This is a genomic window from Nocardioides renjunii, from assembly GCF_034661175.1.
Taxonomy (GTDB): Bacteria; Actinomycetota; Actinomycetes; order Propionibacteriales; family Nocardioidaceae; genus Nocardioides; species Nocardioides renjunii.
Map to the genome: position 1 here is coordinate 2,063,871 of NZ_CP141058.1, position 24,231 is coordinate 2,088,101.

16 protein-coding genes are annotated in these 24,231 nt (G+C 72.3%); 6 read left to right on the forward strand and 10 right to left on the reverse strand.

What is annotated here, in order from left to right; translation table 11 throughout:
* Positions 1 to 73 precede the first annotated feature (73 nt).
* Positions 74 to 3,847 (forward strand): methionine synthase, encoded by a 3,774-nt coding sequence (gene metH, locus SHK17_RS09855; protein WP_322921927.1) that lies wholly within the window; start codon positions 74 to 76, stop codon positions 3,845 to 3,847.
* A gap of 35 nt (positions 3,848 to 3,882) precedes the next feature.
* On the opposite strand, the gene SHK17_RS09860 is transcribed toward metH, so the two are convergent.
* The 4 genes from SHK17_RS09860 to SHK17_RS09875 form a co-directional block, all read right to left on the reverse strand.
* Positions 3,883 to 5,304 carry a GntP family permease gene (locus SHK17_RS09860; protein WP_322921928.1) on the reverse strand — a complete coding sequence of 474 codons (1,422 nt, stop codon included), beginning with the start codon at positions 5,302 to 5,304 and terminating at the stop codon, positions 3,883 to 3,885.
* 147 nt (positions 5,305 to 5,451) lie between these two features.
* Positions 5,452 to 5,844, reverse strand: a complete 393-nt coding sequence (locus SHK17_RS09865; protein WP_172272453.1) for a phage holin family protein — start codon at positions 5,842 to 5,844, stop codon at positions 5,452 to 5,454.
* 120 nt (positions 5,845 to 5,964) lie between these two features.
* Positions 5,965 to 7,671: an alpha/beta-hydrolase family protein gene (locus tag SHK17_RS09870; RefSeq protein ID WP_322921929.1), complete on the reverse strand. Its 1,707-nt coding sequence runs from the start codon at positions 7,669 to 7,671 to the stop codon at positions 5,965 to 5,967.
* A complete protein-coding gene (locus tag SHK17_RS09875; protein ID WP_322921930.1) occupies positions 7,672 to 8,511 on the reverse strand; it encodes an META domain-containing protein in 840 nt (279 codons plus the stop codon).
* Between the two features lie 267 nt (positions 8,512 to 8,778).
* Here SHK17_RS09875 and SHK17_RS09880 point away from each other — a divergent pair, with 267 nt between their 5' ends.
* Together SHK17_RS09880 and SHK17_RS09885 are read left to right on the forward strand one after the other, a co-directional pair.
* Positions 8,779 to 9,282 (forward strand): hypothetical protein, encoded by a 504-nt coding sequence (locus tag SHK17_RS09880; RefSeq protein WP_322921932.1) that lies wholly within the window; start codon positions 8,779 to 8,781, stop codon positions 9,280 to 9,282.
* 212 nt (positions 9,283 to 9,494) lie between these two features.
* Positions 9,495 to 9,998, forward strand: coding sequence for a hypothetical protein (locus tag SHK17_RS09885; protein WP_322921934.1), 504 nt, complete (start codon positions 9,495 to 9,497; stop codon positions 9,996 to 9,998).
* Between the two features lie 15 nt (positions 9,999 to 10,013).
* Here the strand turns inward: SHK17_RS09885 and SHK17_RS09890 are convergent, their stop codons facing one another.
* From SHK17_RS09890 to SHK17_RS09910, 5 genes are read right to left on the reverse strand one after another with little or no spacing between them, the layout of a single operon-like run.
* On the reverse strand, positions 10,014 to 11,813 hold the full coding sequence (locus SHK17_RS09890; protein WP_322921935.1) for an SLC13 family permease: 1,800 nt from the start codon (positions 11,811 to 11,813) through the stop codon (positions 10,014 to 10,016).
* A gap of 9 nt (positions 11,814 to 11,822) precedes the next feature.
* The gene (locus SHK17_RS09895) at positions 11,823 to 13,481 is read right to left on the reverse strand and encodes an AbgT family transporter (protein ID WP_322424191.1); all 1,659 of its coding nucleotides are present in this window, start codon (positions 13,479 to 13,481) and stop codon (positions 11,823 to 11,825) included.
* The gene (gene glsA / locus SHK17_RS09900) at positions 13,478 to 16,069 is read right to left on the reverse strand and encodes a glutaminase A (protein WP_322921937.1); all 2,592 of its coding nucleotides are present in this window, start codon (positions 16,067 to 16,069) and stop codon (positions 13,478 to 13,480) included. Before glsA ends, SHK17_RS09895 begins: the two co-directional genes overlap by 4 nt.
* Entirely contained in the window at positions 16,066 to 17,172 is a 1,107-nt protein-coding gene (locus tag SHK17_RS09905) for a lysylphosphatidylglycerol synthase domain-containing protein (protein WP_322424193.1), read from the reverse strand. Before SHK17_RS09905 ends, glsA begins: the two co-directional genes overlap by 4 nt.
* 11 nt (positions 17,173 to 17,183) lie before the next feature.
* Positions 17,184 to 17,840: a DUF4203 domain-containing protein gene (locus SHK17_RS09910; protein ID WP_172272429.1), complete on the reverse strand. Its 657-nt coding sequence runs from the start codon at positions 17,838 to 17,840 to the stop codon at positions 17,184 to 17,186.
* A gap of 220 nt (positions 17,841 to 18,060) precedes the next feature.
* On the opposite strand from SHK17_RS09910, the gene SHK17_RS09915 reads away from it, so the two are divergent.
* Positions 18,061 to 18,546, forward strand: coding sequence for a DUF1269 domain-containing protein (locus SHK17_RS09915; protein ID WP_172272426.1), 486 nt, complete (start codon positions 18,061 to 18,063; stop codon positions 18,544 to 18,546).
* A gap of 34 nt (positions 18,547 to 18,580) precedes the next feature.
* Here SHK17_RS09915 and SHK17_RS09920 read toward each other — a convergent pair whose 3' ends face one another.
* Positions 18,581 to 21,256 carry a LuxR C-terminal-related transcriptional regulator gene (locus SHK17_RS09920; RefSeq protein WP_322921939.1) on the reverse strand — a complete coding sequence of 892 codons (2,676 nt, stop codon included), beginning with the start codon at positions 21,254 to 21,256 and terminating at the stop codon, positions 18,581 to 18,583.
* A 411-nt stretch (positions 21,257 to 21,667) separates the two neighbouring features.
* Here SHK17_RS09920 and SHK17_RS09925 point away from each other — a divergent pair, with 411 nt between their 5' ends.
* Both SHK17_RS09925 and SHK17_RS09930 read left to right on the forward strand, forming a co-directional pair.
* Positions 21,668 to 22,303: an HAD family hydrolase gene (locus SHK17_RS09925; RefSeq protein WP_322424195.1), complete on the forward strand. Its 636-nt coding sequence runs from the start codon at positions 21,668 to 21,670 to the stop codon at positions 22,301 to 22,303.
* 157 nt (positions 22,304 to 22,460) lie between these two features.
* Positions 22,461 to 24,140 (forward strand): ABC transporter substrate-binding protein, encoded by a 1,680-nt coding sequence (locus SHK17_RS09930; RefSeq protein ID WP_322424196.1) that lies wholly within the window; start codon positions 22,461 to 22,463, stop codon positions 24,138 to 24,140.
* The last annotated feature ends 91 nt before the right edge of the window (positions 24,141 to 24,231 follow it).

The window sequence follows — 24,231 nt, forward strand, 5'->3', positions numbered from 1 at the left end:
CGCGTGTCGGACGACCTTCCTAGGCTGGCCGTACGCCAGCGAGAGGCTGTCGTCCACGAGAGAGGGCACATCCGTGAAGCCGCAGCACCGCCCCGACGCCACCGACGCGCTGACGTCGATCCTGAGCGAGCGGATCATGGTGCTGGACGGCGCGATGGGCACGGCGATCCAGCGTGACCGCCCGGACGAGGCGGGCTACCGCGGCGAGCGCTTCGCGGACCACCCCAGCGACCTGGTCGGCAACAACGACCTGCTGACGCTCACCCAGCCGCAGCTCATCCGCGCCATCCACGAGGACTACCTGACCGCTGGCGCGGACGTCATCGAGACCAACACGTTCAACGCCAACGCGATCTCGCTGAGCGACTACGGCCTCGAGTCGCTGGCCTACGAGCTCAACTACGAGGCGGCCCGGCTGGCCCGGCTCGCCGCGGACGCCGTCGCGACCGACGACCGGCCGCGCTGGGTGGCCGGCGCGCTCGGGCCGACGACCCGCACCGCGTCCATCTCGCCCGACGTCAACGACCCCGGTGCGCGCAACGTCAGCTTCGACCAGCTCGCCGAGGCCTACCTCGTCGCCGCCCGCGGCCTCGTCGACGGCGGCTCGGACCTGCTGATCATCGAGACGATCTTCGACACCCTCAACGCGAAGGCGGCGATCTTCGCGGTCGAGACGCTCTTCGAGGAGCAGGACCGGCGCTGGCCGGTGATCATCTCCGGCACGATCACCGACGCCTCGGGACGCACCCTCTCGGGCCAGGTCACCGAGGCGTTCTGGGACTCCGTGCGCCATGCGCGGCCCCTGGCCGTGGGCCTCAACTGCGCGCTCGGCGCGCGGGACATGCGCCCCTACGTCGCCGAGCTGTCCCGCCTGGCCGACTCCTTCGTGTCGGTCTACCCCAACGCCGGGCTGCCCAACGCGTTCGGCGAGTACGACGAGACGCCCGACCAGACGGCCGCCGTGCTGGAGGAGTTCGCCGAGGCCGGCTTCCTCAACCTGGTCGGTGGCTGCTGCGGCACCACGCCCGACCACATCGCCGCCATCGCCACGGCCGTCGACGGCAAGGCGCGGCGCGAGCCGGTCACCCACCAGCCCGTGATGCGGCTCTCCGGGCTCGAGCCGCTGACGATCACCGAGGAGAGCCTGTTCGTCAACGTCGGTGAGCGCACCAACATCACCGGCTCCGCCCGCTTCCGCAAGCTCATCAAGGACGGCGACTACGACACCGCCCTGACCGTCGCCGCCCAGCAGGTGGAGGCTGGTGCGCAGGTCATCGACGTCAACATGGACGAGGGCATGATCGACGGCGTCGCCGCGATGGACCGCTTCCTCAAGCTCATCGCCGCCGAGCCCGACATCAGCCGCGTGCCGGTGATGGTCGACTCCTCGAAGTGGGAGGTCATCGAGGCCGGCCTCAAGTGCGTCCAGGGCAAGGCGATCGTCAACTCCATTTCCATGAAGGAGGGCGAGGAGGCGTTCCGCGACCACGCCCGGCTGTGCCGCAAGTACGGCGCCGCCGTGGTGGTGATGGCCTTCGACGAGGACGGCCAGGCCGACAACCTCGAGCGCCGCAAGGCGATCTGCGAGCGGGCCTACCGGATCCTCGTCGACGAGGTCGGCTTCCCGCCCGAGGACATCATCTTCGACCCCAACGTGTTCGCGGTCGCGACCGGCATCGAGGAGCACGCCACCTACGGCGAGGACTTCATCGACGCCACCCGCTGGATCAAGGAGAACCTGCCGGGCGCCAAGGTCAGCGGCGGCATCTCCAACGTGTCCTTCTCCTTCCGCGGCAACAACCCGGTCCGGGAGGCGATCCACGCGGTCTTCCTCTTCCACGCCATCCGGGCCGGGCTCGACATGGGCATCGTCAACGCGGGCGCCCTGGTCGTCTACGACGAGGTCGACGCCGAGCTCCGCGAGCGGATCGAGGACGTGGTCCTCAACCGGCGTCCCGACGCCGCCGAGCGGCTGCTGGAGGTCGCCGAGCGCTACAACGTCGCCGCCGGCGACGTCGAGGTCGCCGAGGACGAGTGGCGCGCCCTGCCGCTGCGCGAGCGGATCACGCACGCGCTGGTCAAGGGCATCGACGCCCACGTCGAGGCCGACACCGAGGCGCTGCGGGCCGAGATCGCCGAGGCCGGCGGCCGGCCCATCGAGGTCATCGAGGGTCCGCTGATGGACGGGATGAACGTCGTCGGCGACCTGTTCGGGGCCGGGAAGATGTTCCTGCCGCAGGTGGTCAAGAGCGCCCGCGTGATGAAGAAGGCGGTCGCCTACCTCATCCCGTTCATCGAGCAGGAGAAGCTCGACAACCCCGCCCTCGCCACCGCCAAGGACACCAACGGGACCATCGTCATGGCCACCGTGAAGGGCGACGTCCACGACATCGGCAAGAACATCGTCGGCGTGGTCCTCCAGTGCAACAACTACGAGGTCATCGACCTCGGCGTGATGGTGCCGGCACAGAAGATCCTCGACACCGCCGCCGAGGTGGGCGCCGACATCATCGGCCTGTCCGGGCTGATCACGCCCTCGCTCGACGAGATGGTCAACTTCGCCTCGGAGATGCAGCGCCAGGGCCTCGAGATCCCCCTGCTGATCGGCGGCGCGACCACGTCGCGGGCCCACACCGCGGTCAAGGTCGACCCCAAGTACGACGGCCCGGTGGTCTGGGTCAAGGACGCCTCCCGGTCGGTCCCCACCGCCGCGGCGCTGCTGCACGAGACCGGCCGGGCCCGGCTGATGGCCGACGTGCAGGCCGACTTCGACTCGCTGCGCACCCGGCACGCCGCCAAGCACGACCGGCCGATGGTGCCGCTCGAGCAGGCGCGCGCCAACGCCACCCCGGTCGACTGGACCGGTTACGAGCCGCCCGCCCCCGCCGTCCTCGCGCGGCCCGGCTCCGGGGCGGCGGCGGAGGGCACCCAGGTGACCCGCCACGTGCGGACGCTGCGCGACTACGACCTCGCCACGCTGCGGCCCTACATCGACTGGCAGCCGTTCTTCAACGCCTGGGAGATGAAGGGCGCCTTCCCCGACATCCTCAACAACCCGAGCTCGGGCCAGGCGGCGCGCAAGCTCTACGACGACGCCCAGGCGATGCTCGACCAGATGATCGAGGAGAAGTGGATCCGCGCCCACGGCGTGGTCGGCTTCTTCCCGGCCAGCGCGGTCGGCGACGACGTCGAGGTCTACCTCGACGACGAGCGCAGCGAGGTCCACGCGACGCTGCACCACCTGCGCCAGCAGGGCCAGCACCGCGACGGCGTGCCCAACCGCTCGCTGGCCGACTACGTCGCGCCGAAGGAGACCGGGCTGCGCGACCACGTCGGCGCCTTCGCGGTGACCGCCGGCGACGGCCTGTCCGAGCGGGTGGCGGCGTTCCGCGACGAGCTCGACGACTACAACGCGATCCTCATCGAATCGCTGGGCGACCGCCTCGCCGAGGCGTTCGCCGAGCGGCTGCACGAGGTCGTCCGCAAGGAGCTGTGGGGCTACGCGCCCGACGAGGACCTCGACAACGTGGGGCTGATCAAGGAGCAGTACGACGGGATCCGCCCCGCGCCGGGCTACCCCGCCTGCCCCGAGCACACCGAGAAGACCACCCTGTGGGAGCTGCTCGACGTCGAGGAGCAGACCGGCATCCGGCTCACCGAGTCGATGGCGATGTGGCCCGGCGCGTCGGTCAGCGGCTTCTACTACTCCCACCCGCAGTCGCAGTACTTCGTCGTGGGCCGCCTCGGCCGTGACCAGGTCGCCGACTACGCCGGGCGCAAGGGCTGGACCCTCGCCGAGGCCGAGCGGTGGCTCTCGCCCAATCTCGGCTACGACCCCGAGGACTGACGACCCCGACGGCTGACGACCCGAGGACCTCCGGCTCAGGCGACGACGGCCGCCAGCATCACCATCGGCAGCGACACGACGGAGGCGACCGAGGTGACGAGGGTCAGCGTCTTGAGCGTCCCCTTGGTCGAGAGGCCGAGCAGAGACTTGAACATCCAGAAGAAGTTGCTGTTCACTTGGAGGGCGAACATGGCGCCCGACGCGATGGCCAGGCCGATGACGATGGGGGAGATCGTCAGCGAGTCGAGGATCGGGGCGATGATGCCCGCGGCGGTGATGGCGGCGACCGAGACCGACCCGATCGCGAGGTGCAGCACCGCGGCGATGAACCACGCCAGCAGGATGCTCAGGACCACCGGGGCGCCCTCGTCGGCCTGGAAGAGGTCGCCGAGGACCTTGTCGAGCCCGGTCGCCTCGATGACGGCGCCGAGCGACCCGCCCACGCCGGTGATGAGCAGGATCTCGCCCGTGGTGTGGAACCCGTCCTCCATGGCCTCGTTGGTCCGCTCCGAGCCGGCAGACACGCGCGAGAGCGTGTAGGCCCCGAGCAACCCGATGAAGAGCGCCATGTTGGCGTCGCCGAAGAAGGCGATCGCGTCGTTGGACCAGCCGCCGAGCTCGGCGAAGGCGCCGAAGGCGATCAGCAGCAGCGGGACCAAGATCGGGAGCATCAGGACGACGAGCGGTAGGCGGCGTACGCCCTCCTCGCTCTCCGTCGCGGTGGCGGAGGCCTCGGTCTGCGCGAGCGCCTCCTCGGACGTCGACGCCTCGCCGGTGAGGTAGGCCCGGTCGGCGGCCTCCTGCTCCATCATCGCCTCGTCGACCTCCTCGTCGGTCTCGGGCTTCCAGAAGCCACCGGCGTGGAACAGCAGCCGCATGAGGAGAGTCGAGACGAGGGCCGTGGCGAGGCCGATGACCACGCCGTAGAGGAGCCAGTCGCCGAGCCGGATGTCGAGGAGTCCCGCGATCGAGATGGCGGCGAGGCCCGGGATGACGAACACGTAACCGGCGAAGATGCCGCAGCCCAGGGCGGAGGCGAGCACCGGGAGCCCGATCTTGCCGATGAACGGCGAGGCCGAGCGGGCGACCGGGGCGGCCAGGACGACCTGCACGTCGACGTAGATGGACGGCATGACGACCGCGAGCATCGACGTCAGGGCGTACGGCAGGCGGCCCGCGCCGACGCGCTGGACGAGCTGGCCCACCAGTCGCCGGAACGCGCCGGTGGAGTGCAGCAGGGCCCCGATGAGCACGCCGAAGCCGATGAGGAGGCCGACCTCGGCCATGATCCCGCCGAAGCCGGTCGTGATCGCCTCGATCGTCCCGGCGAACCCGACGCCCGCGGCGAGGCCGAGGTAGAGCGAGCCGAGGATCAGCGAGATCACCGGGTCGATGCGGACCTTGATGATCAAGGCGATGACCAGCAGGATCGCGATGCTGGTGTGGACGGCGACCATTGGCGTGCTCCTTCGGGCCCGAGTGGCCCCTCTGTCTACCGGGACGCAGCCACGATTGGCCAGTGGCGCGCCCGGAGGACGCTCCTCGACCGGCCCCGACCGGCCCCGACCGGCCAGGGCACCCGGGCGCCGAGCCGGGGTGCGGGCTCAGGCGGTCTCGCCGACGGTCGAGCGGTCGAACCGGTCGAGCACCCTCTGGATCGCCCAGCCGAGGGCGACGGAGAACACCGTCACCATGAGGGCGAAGGTCACCGCGGCGACGAAGCCGTCGATGCGAAGGCGCGTCGTGAGCACCGAGGCGAGCCACACGACGCAGCCGTTGACGACCAGCGTCAGGGCCGCGAGGGCCAGCACGTTGTCCGGGCTCGGGAGCCATCGGAGGGCCAGCTGGGCGACGACGTTGGCGGCGGCGATCAGTGCGGCGACCACCAATGCGGAGAGCGGTCCGCCGCGGAAGTCGACGTCGGGCGTGACCCAGGCCGCCAGGACGACGGCGAGGGCGAGGAGCACCCACCGCAGGATGAACGCCACGACGGTCACGAGCCCTCCTCAGCCGGGTGCTGCCGGCGCCCACCGGCACCGGTGGGCAACTCTTCCGACCGGCTCGGGTCGACGACCTCCCCCGATCCGGGGGAGATCGGCCGGGAGGGTCATAGGGCGTCAGCGGTCGATGGGCGCCAGCCGTTCGCGCAGCTGGTCGACCCGGGCACGGTCCCAGCCGGGCGGCCGCACCACGGCGTACCAGGCGTCGAGCGGCTGGGTGCCGTACTTGTGGCCGTGGTCCTCGTCGAAGTCGTTGCTGACGGCCATGTCGACGGCGAGCTGCAGGAAGGTCGTGACCGGGGTCCACTCGATGGCAGGGTTGACCGCCGGGTCGAGCGGCTCCTCGAGCCAGTCCGGCTCGTCGGCGAGGGTGTCCCAGTCCCACCACACGATCGGGTCGTCGCCGTGCTGGAGGAACACCGTGTGGGCGGTGCGCCCCTCGAGGTCGGCGGCGCGGTTGGCGAAGACGTACGACTCGCCGTCACCGACCACGGGAGCGACCTGCCGGGAGCCCGGCTCGCGCACCCGCTCGGCCTCGCGACGAAGCCGCATCGTCTCGGGAGGGCCCACCCACACCGCACCGTCGACCCGCTCACGGCTGTCGGCGAGGGAGTCGAAGACCTGCGAGCCACCGAAGGAGCCCAGGCTCTCGCCGGCGACGTAGAGCCGGGGGCGGTCGTCGCCGAGCCCCGCGAGGCGGGCCTCGACGGCCTCGACGAGGGCGACGGCCGTGTCGCCGGCGGCCGCCGACTCGGAGAGGAACGCGAGCGGGCTGGGCAGGTGGGAGTACTGGACGGTGACGGTGGCGACGTCGCCGTCGTGGAAGTACTCCAGCGGCTGCACCAGCTGCTCGTTGATCCAGCCGGTGCCGGTCGGGATGACCACCAGCAGCGCCTCGCGCTCGAACCCGCCGAAGCGCTCCATCTCCTCCATGGCCAGGTCCACGCGCTCCTCGACGGTGTCCGTGGAGGCGCGGCCGACGAAGACGCGCACCGGCTCGACGACCTCACCGGTCGCGAGCTCCTCGAGGTCGGCGGTCGTCGGCCCGCGGGTGAGGAACCGCCGGCCCTCGCGGCCCGCCTCGTCCCACTGCACCTCGGAGTCCGGGCCACCGGATCGCAGCCGCGACGTCGGGGGCTCGGGAGCACCGCCGAGATCGCGGTCGCCGAGCGCGAAGGCCGCGTTGAAGCCGTCGAGCGTGCGTTGCAGGACGAGGTTGTTGAGCGAGGCGAGCACCACCCAGCCGACGAGCACCAGCGCCAGCCCTGCGGCGATCCAGGCCGGCAGCAGCCACGTGCCGACCCGCGTGGTGAGGCGCCAGAGGAGCGTGAGCAGTCGTCCGACGGCGAACAGGACGAGGGCCACCACCGCCGCGAGCAGCAGCGTCCCGCCGAAGACGAGCCAGTACGACGACCGCTCGTAGCCGAGCCGCTCCCAGGTCCACCGGTGGGCCGCCAGCGCGTCGAACGCCGCCCAGGTCGCGTAGGCGACGCTGAGCGCGACCACCGCCACGCGCACCTGGCGGTCCCGGGCCGGGTCGAACGGGTGCCAGGGCCAGTCGAACCGGACCCGGAGCCAGGCGAGCAGCCGGGTCAGCCCGAGCCCGACGGCGTAGCCGAGGGCCAGGGAGATGCCCGTGAGCACCCCCTGGAAGAACCAGGTCCGCGCCAGCAGGGACGGCGCCATCGACTGCCCGACGAACCACGCGGCCAGCACGACGCCGAGCAGGCTCGGACGACGCAGCGCCCGCGACCAGCGAGGCTCTGCCCGAGCAGCGTCGGCCGGGCCGCGGTCGGGCGAGGTCGGCCTCGTCGCGGTCGCCACCTACGCCACCTGGAACAGCAGCCCGAAGCCGTCCTTGATGACGAGCAGGACCGCACCGTCGTAGTAGACGGAGTCCGAGCGCCCGTCAACGACGGACAGGACGATGCCCTCGATCGTCCGGTCGGGCTCGCGGCACGCCGTACGCGTCACGGTCGGCGGCGCGAACGAGACCGAGACGCGGTCGACCGTGACCCGGGTGCGCCCGACGTTGCAGCCGGTGTCCAGCCGGGACAGGCCGTCCTGCCCGACGACGAGCCGCGGGGTGCGCACCCGGGAGGGGAGCCGGGACGTCGATCCGTCGGACACCGTGCCGACGACGGACCAGGTGCGGCCCAGCAGCGTGTCGAGCGGGACCGGCGGCTCCCGCTCGAGGACGAGCGTGGTGCCCTCGGAGTCCAGGTGCAGGTCGGCGCCGTCCGTGGTCGCGGTGACGCCTGCGGTGAGCAGCTCCGCGAGCCAGGCGTCCTGCGCGGTGACGTCGTCGTCGCACGCCATCATCGTGGCGGCGGGTCCGGCCTCCCAGCTGAGCACCCCGTCCTCGATCGTGTAGGCCCCGAACGACGTGTTGCACCCGCCCGACACCGCCATCGTGTCCCCGTCGAAGGACAGCTGCACCTCCGTGTCCTCGACCAGCTCGCGACCCTCCACCGAGGAGGAGACGAAGGAGGCGGCCTCCAGCAGCGCCATGTCGCTCCGCAGCGGCTCGAGCGCCGGGGAGCGGGCCGCGCCGGTCTCGCCGTCGGAGCCACAGGCAGCGAGGAGCCCGGCCGTCGCCAGGACCGCTGCCGCGCGCGCACGGAGCGCGCCGGCCGACGCTCGGCTGTGAGACGGCCTCGACATGGGGTCCTCCTGGGCATGGGCGGGCGCGTCGGCTGCTGCGACGGCGCCAGCCCACCATTCGCGCGATCGTCCTGCCCTCACGCATTTCGGGTGAACGACGTCGCCCACGGCCCCGTCGACGGCCCGGTTGGCCGACTGCAGGACGGGTCGCCCGAAATTGGTGAGGCTGACGACGGCCGGCATGCCTAGCGTCGAGGCGTTGCCATCCCTCCGACCGAGGGGGCGCCTCGTGTCCGACTCGTTGACCGACGGCAAGCGGAGGAACCCGTGAACAAGGCGTTGCTGAGCTCCCTGACCGAGAAGGAAGCGGCTCTGGTCCGCGAGGCCGACCCTGCCGGCCTGCTCGACCTCGACGAGGACCAGCTGCTCGAGCTGCACGACCGGGTGAGGCGCGAGCGGACGAAGCACCTGAAGGTCTACCGCCGGGGCGCCAGCGCGGCCGTCGCCGACGTCGGCGGCCGCGGGAAGGCGTACGACCGGAACCAGCGTGCCCGCGCCAAGGCGGAGGTCTTCGAGTCCGTGCTGGCCCAGGTCAGCCGGCAGGTCAGCGCAGCGGCGAGGAACGCCGCGCAGGAGCTGAGGGCCGAGCGGATCGCCGAGGCTCGGTCCACCACCGGCGGCGGACCACCTCGCCCGGCGTCCGCGAGGGACGGGGGTACGCCGGTGCCCAGCACCCGGCGCCGCACGACGCGCACGACCGGTGGCCTCAAGAAGGACGCGTCCTCCCGTGCGCAGGGCGCCCGCCGCCAGGTCGCGCGCGACGCGCGCTGAGCACCCGACGGAGGCGACACCGCCGGAGGCGTCGAGCGGCGCGCGCCGCGACATCGGTCCTGCAGATCCGCGCGTCGGCTCGCGTCGCGCGAGGGAGGCCGCGCACGACCTTCTTCCCGGACGGTCCCACGGCGAGAGCCGCTGCGGTCACTCGTATCGGGCGAGGTGTCAGGTGCGGCCGGTGGGTACTGATGGGGTCAGAGGTGAACGACATGCCGACGCTGACGGCCTGGTGCTACCGGACGCCCTTCGGGGCGAGACGGGGCGAGCTGCGCCTGCGCCGGCTGCAGGACGCGGAGGCGCTGGAGGTGCACTGCGCGATCGTCGTCACCTGGGTGCACGGCGCGCACCGACCCCGGACGGCCCACGTGCGCCACCGCGTCCGGACCGAGCTCGACGACCCCGTGACCCTCACGGCGCTGGCGCGGGTGGTCCTGGAGGTGGCGACCTCGGACGCGCCACCCGCGGCCGCGGATGCGGCCGCCGGCCGCCTGCGAGGGACCGGCGTCGACAGCGAGTTCCTCGTCGCCACCTCGCGGCACTTCGTCCCCGGGTGCTCGGTGCTGCTCGTGATGTCGGGCCGGGCGGACCTCGACGTCGTGCGGTCGCTGGTGCAGCGGGGACTCGCGGCCGGCGAGGTGGAGCTGGTGCGGACCGAGCTGGCCGCGGACGGCGTACGGCAGATGGCGGCCCTTCTCGACGCTCCCGATGCGTGAGAGCCGCTCCGCTCCTCAGAGGGGCCAGACCAGCGGGACGACGACGAGTGCGACGACGAACCACCACACCAGGACGGGGAGCCCGAGCTTCCAGTAGTCGCCGAACCGGTAGCCGCCGGGGCTCATGATCATCATGTTGCCGGGCGTCGAGATGGGGGTGAGCAGCGCCGCGCACCCGGCGATCGCGACCGCCATCAGCAGGGGCTTCGCCGACGTCCCCGTCGCCTCGGCCGCGGCCAGGGCGATCGGTACGACGACGAGGACGGTCGCGGTGTTGCTCACCACCTGCCCCAGGACGGCAGTGAGGACGAAGAGCGCGGCCAGCAGGAGGATCGGGCGACCCGAGCCCACCGCGTCGATGAGCAGCGACGCCACCCGGTCGGCAGCGCCGCTGGTGCGGATCGCGGTCGAGAGCGGGATCAGCGCACCCACCAGCACGACCGTCTGCCAGGAGATGCAGCGGTAGGCCTGGGTCACCGAGACGACCCGGAGCAGCACGAGGCTCACGGCGGCGGCCATCCCGGCGATGGCCGGAGGGACCCGGCCCGAGCCGAGCATGGCGACGAGCGCGACCAGCACCAGCACGGCGAGGGTCGCCCTCGGTCCCCAGGCGACGGTCTGGCGACGCACGAGGTCGGGGGAGTCGACCAGCAGCACGTCCCGGTCGCGGTTGAGCCGGTCGAGCGCCGACCAGCGACCGTGCAGGAGGATCGCGTCGCCCTCCGCGAGCTCGATCGGGCCGTCGCCGCGGTCGGTGCCGAGCCGCTGCACGGCCAGGATGATGAGTGCGTTCTCGCGCTTCATGCCCCGGTGCACCCGCTCGCCCACGAGGCGCGAGCGCGGCGGCACGACCACCTCCGCCGCGCCGGCCTCCCGGTTCATCAGCCCTTGCCCGTCGCCGACGCCGACCATGCTGACGGCGAGGCCGTGCTCGAGCGCGAACTGGGTGACGTCATGGGGTGCGCCCGTCACGACGAGGGTGTCGTCGTCGCTGACGGGGCCGAGCACGACGGCGCCCGCGGGGGACTCGGCCGCTACGACGCGTACGCCGTGGTCCGCGCCGAGGCTGCGCGCCGGCCCCCGCCCGACCAGGTCCGAGCGGGAGCGCACGCGCAGGCGGTAGAACCCGTCGGTCACCTGGTACTGGCCCTCGAGGGTCTCCGCCAGGGCGCCGAGGTCGGGGGCGGCGTGCTCCGGTGTCCGTCGCGGGAGCAGGCGCGGCCCGAGGAGCGCGCAGAGCGCCACCGTCCCCACCAGCAGCGGGAGGCCGACGAGGGCGAAGGAGAAGAAGGGGAACGGTCCCTCCCCGGCGTCGCTCGCGGCCTCGGAGATGATCACGTTGACCGGGCTGCTCATCAGCAGCAGCATCCCGCCGGCGCTGCCCGCGAACGCCACGGGCATCAGGAGCCGGGAGGCCGGCATCCCGATGCGGTGCCCGACCAGCACGACCAGCGGCAGGAGCGCGGCCACCGCCCCGTTGAGCGTGATGAGCGACGTGAGCACGGCCGACAGCAGGCACACCGCCACCAGCACCCGGGTGGCGCCGGTGCCGGCGCGCTCGAGCAGGAGGCGGCCCGCCCACGTCGTCACCCCCGTCGAGTCGATGGCCTCGCTCACCACGAAGAGCGTGGCGATGAAGATCACGACGGGATCCCCGAACCCGGCCACGGCCTCCTCAGTGGTGACCAGGCCGGTGGCCCACAGTGCCAGTGCCGCGAGGACGGCCACCACGCCGACCGGGAGCCGGTTCCACACGAAGAGGGCGACGACCAGCCCCAGGACCACCAGCGCCGTGGTCGCGTCGTCCAGCGTCATCCCGCCGCCCTACTCGAGCTGCACAGGCGAGCCGGGACCCCAGGGGATCTCGAGGAGGTACCAGCCGGTGAACAGCAGCGTCCACGACACCAGCACGACCACCGTGTAGGGGAGCATCATCGAGATGACCGTGCCCATCCCGGCGGAGGCGCGGTAGCGCTGGCAGACCAGGATGATGAAGGGCAGGTAGACCATCAGCGGCGTGATGACGTTGACCGGCCCGTCGCCCACGCGGTAGGCGGCCAGCACGGTCTGCGGGGCGATCCCGAGGTTGTAGAACAGCGGGATGAAGATGGGGGCGATGATCGCCCACTTGGGGATCACCCCCGGCATGATCATGTCGATGACGACGACCAGCAGGATGAAGCCGATCAGGAGCGGCAGCGCCCCGATGTCGGCGCTTCCGAGCAGGTCGGCGAGCTGGGTCGCCACGACGTTGGAGATGTTGGAGTAGTTGAAGAAGGCGATGAACTGGGCGATCAGCAGCATCAGGAAGATGAGGCCGCCCAGGCCGTTGAAGGTCTTCACGATCGCGTTGATGACGTTGGTGCTGCCGGTGAGGCTGCCGGAGCCCCTGCCGTAGCCCAGCCCGGCGGCGAGGAACAGCATCGAGATGATCAGCAGCAGGCTGCTCATGAACGGGGAGTTGCCGAAGATCTCACCGGTCTCGGGGTTGCGCAGCGGCGCGCCGGGGATGAAGGTCAGCGCGCAGATGATCGCGACCGCGACGAGCGTGTAGATCCCGGACAGTCGCAGCCCGCGGGACTCGTGGGCGAGCTCGTCGCCGGCGGGGACGTGGTCGACCGGGGCGTCGGCGGGGCGCTCCGCCGGGTCCCACCTGCCGGCCCGCGGCTCGATGTAGCGCTCGGTCAGGATCGTCATCACCGCCGCGGTGAAGAGGGTGGACACGATGGCGAAGTAGAAGTTGTTGGTGACGTTGAGCGGCTCCGCGCCCGGTGCCACGCCGGCCACGATCTCGTTGGTGACCTCGGTGATGATCCCGTCGGCCGGGGTGATGAGGATGTTGACGAAGAACGACGCGCTGACCCCGGCGTACGCCGCGGCGATCCCGACCAGGGGGTTGCGTCCCAGGCTGGCGAACGCGGCGGCGCCCAGGGGGATGAGCACCAGGTAGCCGGCGTCGGAGGCCACGCTGGAGATCCCGCCCAGCAGCACGATGATGAACGTGATCGCGCCGGCGGGGGCGACCTGCACCATCTTGCGGATCAGGGCCGCGATCAGCCCCGCCTCCTCGGCGACCCCGACCCCGATCATGGCGACGAGGATGACCGCGACCACGCCGAAGTCGTTGAAGTTCTGCACCGCTGTGGTGAACATGTAGCGGATGCCGTCGCCGTTGAGCAGGCTCTCGACCTCGATGGTCTCGGTGCGGACGTCGTACTCGGGGATCGCCTGCTCCGGCTCGTGGTCCAGCGAGGGGTACGAGCTGCCGCCGGCGTCGTAGTCCTGGCTGACGCCCGTCTCCTCCGCCTCGGCGACCTCCGTGGTGACGCTGACGTCGGCCCACGCCAGGACCGCCGAGAGCACGATGACGCCGACGATCAGTGCCAGGAAGATGATGGCCGGGTGCGGGACCTTGTTGCCGACCCGCTCGATCCACCCGAGGAAGCCGCCGGAGCTGGTCTCCTCGGCGGCCGTGGTGCTCATCGCGGGGATCCCGGCGACTCGAACCGCGTCGCGAGCTCGATCAGCAGCTTCGCGCCGAAGCCGCTGGCGCCCTTGTTGCGCCAGGTCCGGACCGCGGGCTGCTGCGCCGTGCCGGCGATGTCGACGTGGGCCCACGAGACCCCGTCGACGAACTCCTCGAGGAAGAGCGCGGCCGTGATCGACCCGGCGTTGGCCCCGCCCATGTTGGTCATGTCGGCGATCGTGGACACGAGCTGCTCGCGGTAGGGGCGGTGGAGCGGGAGCTCCCACACCGGCTCGTCGGCGACGGCACCTGCCTCTCGGAGCCGGGCCACGAGGCTCGCGTCGTTGCCCATCACGCCCGCGACGTCCACGCCGAAGGTGCGCAGGCAGGCGCCGGTGAGCGTCGCGACGTCGACCACCGCGTCGACGCCGTCCTCGACCGCGAGGCAGAGCCCGTCGGCCATCACCAGGCGACCCTCGGCGTCGGTGTTGAGCACCTCGACGGTGGTGCCGTTGCGCATCCGCAGGACGTCACCGAGCTTCATGGCCGAGCCCGACGGCATGTTGTCGGTGCAGCACAGGTAGGCGGTCACTGAAGCCCGGCACCCCAGGTCCCGCAGCGCGGTCATCGCGCCCAGGATGGCCGCGGCGCCGGTCATGTCGTTCTTCATCTGGGCGTGCGACTCGTCGCTCGGCTTGAGGCTGATCCCGCCGGAGTCGTACATGATCCCCTTGCCGACGAGGCCGAGGTGGCCGACGGGGGAGTCGGGCCGGTAGGACATCTTGATGAGCCGCGGCTCCTCGACGCTGCCGCGGTTGACGCCCAGGATGCCGCCGCAGCCCATCTCCTCGAGCTGCGCCCGGTCGAACAGCTCGACCTCCAGACCGGCGATCGGGGCGAGCTCCGTCGCCACCTCGCCCATCCGTTCGGCGGACAGCGTGGTGGCCGGGCAGTTGGACAGGTCCCGGCTGATCATCGCCGCCCGGGCCACGACCTCGCCGCGGGCGGCACCGGTGCGTACGTCGTCCACGAGCTCGGGCGGCGCCACGAGGGTGAGGGCGGTGAGCGTGGGTTCGTCGCCGCCGGCCCCGACGAAGAAGCGCCACCGGGCGAGCAGCACACCCTCGACGACGGCCTGGGCGAAGTCGGCCGGCGGGACGGCCAGGTCGGCGCCGGGCAGCTCGACGGCGAGCGTCGTCTGGCGCGGCACGGCCCGCGCGAACGTCGCAGCCAGGTCCCGCACGACGGTGGTGTCCACGGATGCCGCGGCGCCGACGCCGAGGGCCACCAGCGCCCTGCCGGCGGGGTCGGGCAGGACGACGACCTGGTGCGCGGCTCCGGTGAAGCCGAGCACGGCGAGCTGGGCCGCGTCGGTGCCCAGGTCCCCGGGAGGGTCCGCACCCTCGCTCACCGGGACGGCGAGTGCAGCAGCCTCGGCCACGGACGGGAGCGAGTCGGTGACGCGGACCTCGGCGGGGTGGCGGAGTGAGGGGACGGGATCGATCTCGCGGGCCGCGCTGCTGCTCACCGTGGACCTCCTGACGGGGCTGTGGGCACGCGACGAGGATGGTCGGCGCAGCGGTGGCGGAGGCTCCCCCGATTCGGGCGATTCGGCGCGCGCCGCCTGCGGCGCTACCTCGGAGGCGAGGATGTCGAGTCCCAGGCGGCGCGCGAGGTGCCTCGTCGCGAGCTGCCCGCGGACGCTGTTGCCGGCGTCGTCGAGGAGCGGCGAGAAGGTGGCGAGCGCCCCCTTGCCCGGCGACACCGTGACGATGCCACCCGCGATGCCGCTCTTGCCCGGCATGCCGACGTCGAAGAGCCAGTCGCCCGACGTCTCGTACATGCCGGCCACGGTCATCACGGCGAGGGTGGCGTGCGCGGTCTCGGCGTCGACGACGCGTCGGCCGGTCACGGGGTTCGTCCCGCCGTCGGCGAGGGTCGCGCCCATCACCGCCAGGTCGGTGGTCGTGACCGAGAGGCAGCTCTGCCGCGTGTAGACCTCGACCGCGTCGGCGGCCTCGCCATCGAGGGCCCCGACGGCAGCCAGCATGTTGGCCAGGCCCCGGTTGCGGTGGTTGGTCGTCCGCGCCGAGTGCAGGATCTCCTCGTCCAGGACGAGGTCGCGGCCGGCGAAGCCGGACAGCGCCGCGTGGACGAGCTCCCACCTCTCCTTCGTGCTCGCTCCACCGACGAGGCTCGTGGTCGCGATGGCGCCGGGGTTGACCATGGGGTTGGTGCGGCCGCGCGCGTCGCGCTCGACGGGGACCGTCGAGCTGAACGGCATCCCGGTGGCGTTGACGCCGACGCGCCGGCGTACGGACTCGATCCCGCGGAGCTCGCACGCGAGGGCGAAGACGAACGGCTTGGCCACGCTCATGATGGCGAACGGCACGCCGGCGTCGCCGGCCGCGACGACGGCGCCGGCCGTCGAGACGAGGCTCAGGCCGAAGAGGTCGGGGTCGGCGGTCGCGAGCGCCGGGTAGACGGTGGAGAGGGAGCCGTCCGTCACGGTCCGGAACAGCTCGTGGGCCTCGGTGACGCGGGCCCGGGTCGTCGCGGGTGCGGGCAGGAGCCCGGCGGAGACGTGCCGGTGGTCGCGGGTCATGACGGGGCCACGTCGTCGCGGTGGCGACCAGGCGCGGAGGTCGGCGTCCGGCGTGGCGGGACGAGTCCGAGGCGCCAGGCCGCGAGGGTGAGCGCGCCGAGGACGATCGGTCCGCCGAGCGTGACGGTCCGCCAGACGACCAGCCCGGCGATCGCCGCTGCCTCCACCCCGTCCCCGCCGACGGCCACCATCTCGGCGACGAGCAGCCCGTCGACGATGCCCAGGCCCATGAGCGGGAACAGGGTGAACGGATAGACCAGGCAGAAGGCGACGTAGACGTCGAGGGCCGGCACGGCGCCCGCCCCGACCCCCACGAAGCGCAGCGTGAGGACGACGATGGTGGCGTCCACCAGCACCATCGCGACGAGGCCGAGCACCGAGACCGCCAGGTGCGACCGGAACCCCGCCGCCACGTGCGTGCGGAACGTCACGGCCGACTCGCTCCACTGCTCGGGGTCGGTCGCGCTCCGCACGCGGCGGACGGCCCGCCCCGCGGTGAGGCCGACCCTCGCCGCGGTCGACTCGCGCCGTACGGCGGCCAGGGCGACCGCGAGGATGGTCCCGGCCACGAGGGTGCTGAGCAGCACCCGCGCGACCGGTCCGGTCTGCCACCGGGTCGCGACCAGCAGGGCCGCGCCGACCAGCGGCATCGCGAACCGCACGGTGTAGAAGACGATCGTGTTGGCGACCGCGCCCGCCAGGGCCACGGGCGCCGGGACGTCCCAGGACGCGAACATCCTGAGCCGCACCAGGATGTCGCTGGGAGGTGGCGCGACGACGGCGAGGAGGTGGGCGGTGAGGTCGTTCACCAACGCACGCAGCATGCCGAGGCCGGGGATGAACAGGGCGAGCGGGAGGGCGTTGAGCCCGTTGCGGACCAGCAGGAGGCCGACGAGGGCGGCCAGCTCCGGCCACGACAGCTTGCCCAGCGAGGACCGCACCGCCGACCAGTCGACGTCCCCGACGAAGCGGAGCGCCAGCCACACGACGACCACGCACAGCGCCAGCACCCCGAGCCGGCGCGCCGGGTGGGCCCGGGGAGCGGCCGGCCGGTCCGCCTCGGGGTTGACGTCGTCCACGTCGTCGTCCACACCGTCGGCCATGGGCCGGATGCCTACGCGGCCACGCCAGCGGGCGGCTGCTGTCCCGCCCACTGCTCGTGGACGGACGCGCGCCAACGGTCCAGCTGACGCACCTGCACGACCACGCCAGCCACTCCGAGCCCGACGTACGCGAGCCACCACCACCACGTGTCACGGAGGACCGCAGTGGTCGAGGCCTCCACGAGGTCCGAGGAGTCCAGCGTCCCGGTGAGGAAGAGCACGCCGGTCAGGGCGAGGCTGCTGCCCGAGAACGCGCTGAGCGCCACGAGCACGACGACGGGCAGGTCCGCCGCAACGGCGGCGGCGCCGAGGGCCAACCCGGTGACGACGCCGACGAGCACGATCAGCCAGGACCACGACACCCCGAGCGCCACCATCAGGTCCGTCCCGAGGGTGAAGCCGAACGCGGCCATGGCGATGAGGATCGCGACGACGAAGAAGGCGTAGGCGACCGCTCCGAACAGCAGCCCCGCAGCGGCGGCCACCGCCAGTGCCAGCGCTCCGGCCAGGAACGAGTCGCCGGTGGTGGCAGCCACCAGCCCGGCGCCGGTCGCGAAGCCCACCACCGAGGCCCACAGCGTGATGAGGACGCGGAGCACCACGGCCCCGCGCAGGCAGAGCAGCAGCCCGACACCGACGGCGACCAGGCCCAGGACGATGTCCGCCACGTCGCATCCTCTCGCTCGCGCGGTCGCCCGGGACTGCGACCGACAGGCGCCACGGTCGCGGCTCCCGACGCGGCGGGCACCCCCTGAATCGGGTGAGAGGAGCGCCGGACACCGGGGTGCGGCACTCACCCGGATCGGGGGAGCACGCACCGCCCGAGCGGTGGAGACGATGCGGGGACCCGCCGCGCCACCAAGGCACGCCGACGAAAGGGAAGCCTCCATGGGAACGCTCACCGTCTGGAAGTTCGACACCGCATCCGGAGCAGACGACGCGACGGACACGTTGCGCGAGCTGGCCACCAAGAACCTCATCACCATCCACGACGCGGCGACCGTCCGGTGGGAGGAAGGCAAGAAGAAGCCGAAGACGCGTCAGCTCAACAACCTGGCGGGGGCCGGCGCCATGGGCGGGGCCTTCTGGGGCATGTTGTTCGGCATGATCTTCTTCGTGCCGCTCCTCGGCGCGGCGATCGGCGCGGCGTCCGGGGCGCTGGCCGGCTCCCTCAACGACGTCGGCATCGACGACGGCTTCATCAACCGGGTCAGGGACCAGGTGACCCCCGGGACCTCGGCGCTGTTCGTGATGAGCTCGGACGCCGTGATGGACAAGGTGAGCGACGCCTTCTCCTCGCACCGTCCGGAGCTGATCTTCACGAACCTGAGCGACGAGCAGGAGAGCGCCATCCGCGAGGTGTTCGCGGACTAGTCCCGGCCCGCCACCCTGTCGGTGGCTCGCCGGCTCAGAGCAGCTCGAGCCGGCGCGCCACGGACAGGGCCTCGCTGCGCCGGCTCGCACCGAGCTTGCTGTAGAGGCTCGACACGTGCGTCTTGACGGTGTTCTCGGAGACGAACAGGCCGGTCGCGATGTCGGCGTACGTCGCGCCCCTCGCCAGCTCCCGCAGGACGTCGCGCTCGCGCGGGCTCAGGTGGGTCGTCACCAGCGGCTCGGGCGTGTGGCGCTCCCGGGTCGTGGGGGTCGACGCCGCGAGGGCCGAGGTGATGTCGGGGTGCTGGCCGGTGAGCTCCACCAGCTGGCCTAACCAGGGATCGGTCCGGGCGTTGCCGAACCGGCGCAGCAGCGCATGCACTCCCGTCCCGTGCCGGCTCCAGCCCAGGAACGCGACGTAGTTGGCGCGGCTCTCGGTCGCGCGGACCGCGGCCAGCACCGCGACCCGGGCTCCATGTGCGTCACCGAGCGCGTCGAGGAGCTGGGCCCTTCCGACGAGGGCCAGCGCGCGGCACGGCGGCTGGTCCAGGACCGCGTGGTCGGCCGCCGCGGCGAACTGGTCGACCGCGAGCCGCAGGTCGCCGCCCAGGTCGGCCGCCACGCCCCGCAGGAGCAGCGCCTCTCCCAGGTGCCCGTGCTCGTGCAGCTCCGCGGTGAGGGTCCGCAAGGTGGTCCGGTCGTCGCACAGGGCGGCGAGGTAGCCGCGCTCGATGAGCAGCGTCGCGCGGAGGTGGCACGGGAGACCCGGGACGTCGATGACGGCCTGCAGCGTCCGCTCGGCCTGGATCACCGATCCCTCGGAGAGCTGCACCCGGGCGTCGTGCACCTGCTGCCAGAACCGCGTCGTGGCGTCGGCCGGGTGCACCACGTCGTCAACCCGGTCCGCGCCCGACGGCTCGGCCGGCGGGAGGGGCAGGGGGAGGGACATCGGGAGCGTGGACATCGACGCGAGGCGCGAGTAGAGGAGGGCACGGTGCCGGGGGACACCCAGGCCGGCCCCGAGGTGCTGCATGGACTCGAGGCTGCGTGCGGCCAGCCGGCCGGCGACGTGCTCGCGCCCACGCATGTAGTAGAGGCCGGCGAGGTGGGTCAGCGCCGCCGCGGCATGGGCCGGCAGCCCCAGCTCGTCGCCGAGGCGCGCCGCCCGGAGGAGGTTGGTCTCGGCGGGCACCAGCATCCCCAGCGTGAGCTGGACGATCCCCAGCTCACCCAGCACGTGGGGCTGCAGGTCCGCGGGCGTGCTGGAGAAGGACGGCGAGTCGACGTGCTCCTGCGCGAGCCTGGCGACGGCGTCGAGGGGCTCGAAGCCGGCGCGGGCGCGCATGAGGCGGGCGCACAGGTGCTGGGCGCTGAGTCGGTGGCTCGGGACGGCTGCGCCGCCCACCGAGCGGAACAGCCGGTCGAACCAGTGCATGGCCGACTGCACGTCACCGTGGACCCACCGCTCGACGCCGAGCACGAACCAGCTCTCGGGACGGCCCTCGAGCTCGTCGGGCCACCGCTGGGCGAAGGCGACGACGTCCTTGTCGTGCCCGCGCATGAGCAGGCGCGTCCCGTCCTCCACCAGTCGCTCGGCCGCCGCCTCGGCCAGGCCCAGGTCGACCAACCTCCCGAACGCCGCCACCGTGTCGCCCCGACCGACGTCGAGGCGGACGGCCCGCAGCACGGTCGCGCGGGCTCGTTCGACGTCCACGCCACCCGCCGCGACCCGCCGCCGCACCACCTCGGCGAGCAGGGGGTGGATCCGGAAGCGCGCCTCACGCGTCCTGCGTGGACCGTCGGCCGGCGCATCCTCGGCAGGGCCCGGCTCGGAGCGGGTGACCAGGAGACCGGTGGACTCCAGGCCGTCGAGGACGAGCCCGGCGCCGCGGTCGTTGGTCAGGTGCGCCGCGGTCCCGGGGGACACCTCGTGCTCGCTGGCCGTGCAGAGCAGGAGGTGGCGCTCGCGCGGGGTGAGGGTCGCGAACACCTCGCTCGCCACCTGGTCGGCGACCTCCGAGCTGCGGTGCGAGATCCGGCGCACGGCTGCGGCGGGGTCCGGTGACGCCGCCACCAGCCGGGACGTCAGCACGACGACGGCGCACCAGCCCTCGGCGCGGGTGGCGATCGTGGCCACCACCTCGGGGACGGTCGTGCCGACGTGCTGCTCGACCAGGCGCGCGGTCTCGTCGTCCGAGAGCCGCAGCACGTCGCCGCGCAGCTCGGTGAGGTGCCCGAGGAGCTGGGGCGCCAGCCGAGTGAGGGGCAGGTCCCACCGGCTCAGGAGCAGGACCCGCAGGCGCTGGGGGGCGTCGTCGAGCCGCGCGTCCAGGAGGCGGACCGCCGACACGGGCAGGGCGTGGGCGTCGTCGATGACCACGAGCCCGGGGCGGGAGCCGTGACCGCCGCCGGGGGCAGCGGACTCAAGGACGGCGTCGAGGCGGGCCGCGTCGAGGCCGCGGTGACCGTCGAGCCACACCACCTCCTGCAGGTCCGCGTCCGCTCGCGCCTCCCGCAGCCAGCCGGCCACGCCCAGCGTCTTCCCGGCGCCGGCCGGCGCGACCAGGGTGGTCACCGCCGCGCCCGCGGCGGCGTCGAGCCGGCTCCACAGCGCCAGCCGGGGGACGTACGTCCGGGGCAGGCGGGGAACCCCCGCTGGGGCGCGCTGGGGCGCTGGTCGGACGGGTGGTGCGGTGGTCGGGTCGTTCATGTGGTGCGTGCCTCCCCGGAGCAGCGCGTCGCACGACGGCCGCGGGCCAGCGCACCCTCCCAAGTGCACGTGCTGGCGCCACTAGGTCGCGCACCTCACCCGTACGGGTGGGGTCGTTCGAGAGTACCGCTGCTGGGGCCGGTGGGGTCAACACGTCTGCGGCGCTCGATCCGCGTGCCCGGGGTCGGTCGCGCTGTCGGTCGCGCAGTCGGTCGCGCCGCTCGAGGACTCCGGACGTCCACCGTTGGCGCGCACGTCGTCGTCGGGTCACGTCGGGCACCTAGGCTGGGACGCCGTACGCACCGACGAACGAGCTCCCCGGAGGACACCCTGAGCACCACCGCTTCCCCCGTCCCTGCTGGCCACGGACCCCACACCGACGCCGACCCAGGGGCGCCGCGACCGGCAGCGGTGCTGTGGGACATGGACGGCACCCTCGTCGACACGGAGCCCTACTGGATCGCCACCGAGTACGCGATGGCGGAGAAGTACGGCGGGACCTGGTCCGAGCAGCACGCGTTGAACCTCGTGGGCAACGCGCTGCTCGAGTCGGGCGACTACATCCGGGTGCACATGGGCATCGACCGGACGCCGCAGCAGATCGTCGACGAGCTGCTCGACGGCGTCGTGGCCCGGGTGGAGGAGCACGTGCCGTGGCGACCGGGCGCTCGGGAGCTGCTCACGGACCTCGTCGTCAACGAGGTGCCGTGCGCGCTGGTGACGATGTCGTGGCAGCGCTTCGTCGCGCCGATCCTGGCCCAGCTCCCGACGGACACGTTCGCGAGCGTCGTCACAGGCGACCGCGTCGAGCTCGGCAAGCCGCACCCCGAGCCCTACCTCACCGCGGCCGCGGAGCTCGGGCTCGCGGGGGAGGACTGCCTCGCGATTGAGGACTCCAACACCGGCGCGACGTCGGCGGTGGCCGCGGGCTGCACCGTGCTCTGCGTGCCCAACCACGTGCCGATCCTCGAGGGCGAGCGACGGGTGTTCGCGGACACGCTCGTCGGACTCGACACGGCGGCGCTGGCCCGCCTCGTCACGTCGTAGGGACCCGCGGCGGCTCTTCCGCTGGCGGCCGTGGGCCCCGCCGGGCACGTGCCGACACGTGACCGGACCGTGACCATGTCGCTGTGGCCCGGCTCACTTCCGGCGGTCTAGGGTGCGGTGCACACCCCCGATCGCATACCGGACGGAAGGACCTCGGATGTCTCGAACACGCACCGTGGCGACATGGACCACGGCTGTCCTGGCAGCCGCCGCACTGGCTGGCTGCGCCGAGAGCGACCGCGACGAGGGCAGCGGTGGCAGCGGTGGCAGCGGCAGCGGCAGCGACGCCACCTTCGTCTTCGGCGCCGCCGGCGCCCCGGAGATGTTCGACCCCTTCTACGCCACCGACGGCGAGACGTTCCGCGTCACGCGGCAGATGTTCGAGGGCCTCCTCGGCATCGAGCCCGGCAGCGCCGAGGTCGTCCCCGAGCTCGCCACGGAGTGGACCCCCAACGAGGACGGCACGGAGTGGACCTTCACGCTCCGCGACGACGTGACCTTCCACGACGGCGAGCCGTTCAACGCCGAGGCCGTCTGCTACAACTTCGAGCGGATGTTCGACCAGAACGACGCCGGCCAGGTCGCTGGTGAGTACTGGGGCTACGTCATGGGCGCCTTCGCCAACGACGCGGACAACTCCCTCTACCAGGGCTGTGAGGCCACCGGCGAGTTCGAGGCCGTGGTCACCATCAGCGGTCCGACGTCCGGCTTCCCGACCATGCTGACCCTCGAGTCGCTGTCGATGCAGTCCCCGAAGGCGCTGGAGGAGGGCGACGCCAACGGCATCGCCGCCGAGGGCGAGGGCTTCTCCTTCCCGGAGTACGCCGACAACCCGGTCGGCACCGGCCCGTTCACCTTCGGCGAGTACGACGAGGCCAACGGCACCATCAGCCTCGAGCGCAACGACGACTACTGGGGCGAGGCGGCGAAGGTCAGCGAGCTGGTCTTCCGCGTCATCCCCGACGAGAGCACCCGTCGCCAGGAGCTCGAGGCCGGCAGCATCAACGGCTACGACCTGCCCAACCCGGTCGACTGGAACGCCCTGGAGGAGTCGGGCAACACCGTCGAGATCCGCGACGCGTTCAACATCCTCTACATGGGGTTCAACCCGGACACCAACCCGCAGCTGCAGGACCTCAAGGTCCGGCAGGCGCTCAACCTCGCCATCAACCGCGAGCAGCTCGTGCAGACGCAGCTGCCCGAGGGCGCCGAGGTGGCGACGCAGTTCATGCCCAAGACGGTGAGCGGCTACAACACCGAGCTGGCCGCCCCGGAGTACGACCCGGAGAGGGCCCAGGAGCTCCTCGCCGAGGCCGGCGCGGAGGGGATGACCCTGACGTTCGCCTACCCCACCGAGGTCAGCCGTCCCTACATGCCCGACCCGCAGAAGCTCTACGAGGCGCTGCGCACCGACCTCGAGGCGGTCGGCGTCAAGGTCGACGTCAAGACCGCGTCGTGGAACGGCGGCTACCTCGACAACGTGACGGCCGGCAAGTACGACGCCTACATCCTCGGCTGGACGGGCGACTACGACTCGCCGTTCAACTTCATCGGCACGTTCTTCGGCAACCTCAAGGAGAACGACTTCGGCACCTCGGCCATGCCGTGGGGCAAGCAGCTGGCCGACGACCTCAAGGCCGCCGACGCCATCGTCGACGAGGCCGAGCGCTCCGCGGCGTTCGAGGAGATCAACGCCCAGATCATGGAGGACTACCTCCCCGGTCTGCCGATCAGCCACTCCCCGCCGGCCCTCGTGGTCGGTCCGGGCGTGGAGGGCGTCATCCCGAGCCCGCTGACCGCCGAGGAGTTCGACTCCGTCACCGTGAGCGGTGAGTGACGCACCCCGACCGGTGTCCTGACCGGTCTGAAGCGTCCTGAGTGAGCCAGGGGGTCGTCCTGCGGGACGATCCCCTGGCCCACGCCGTGTG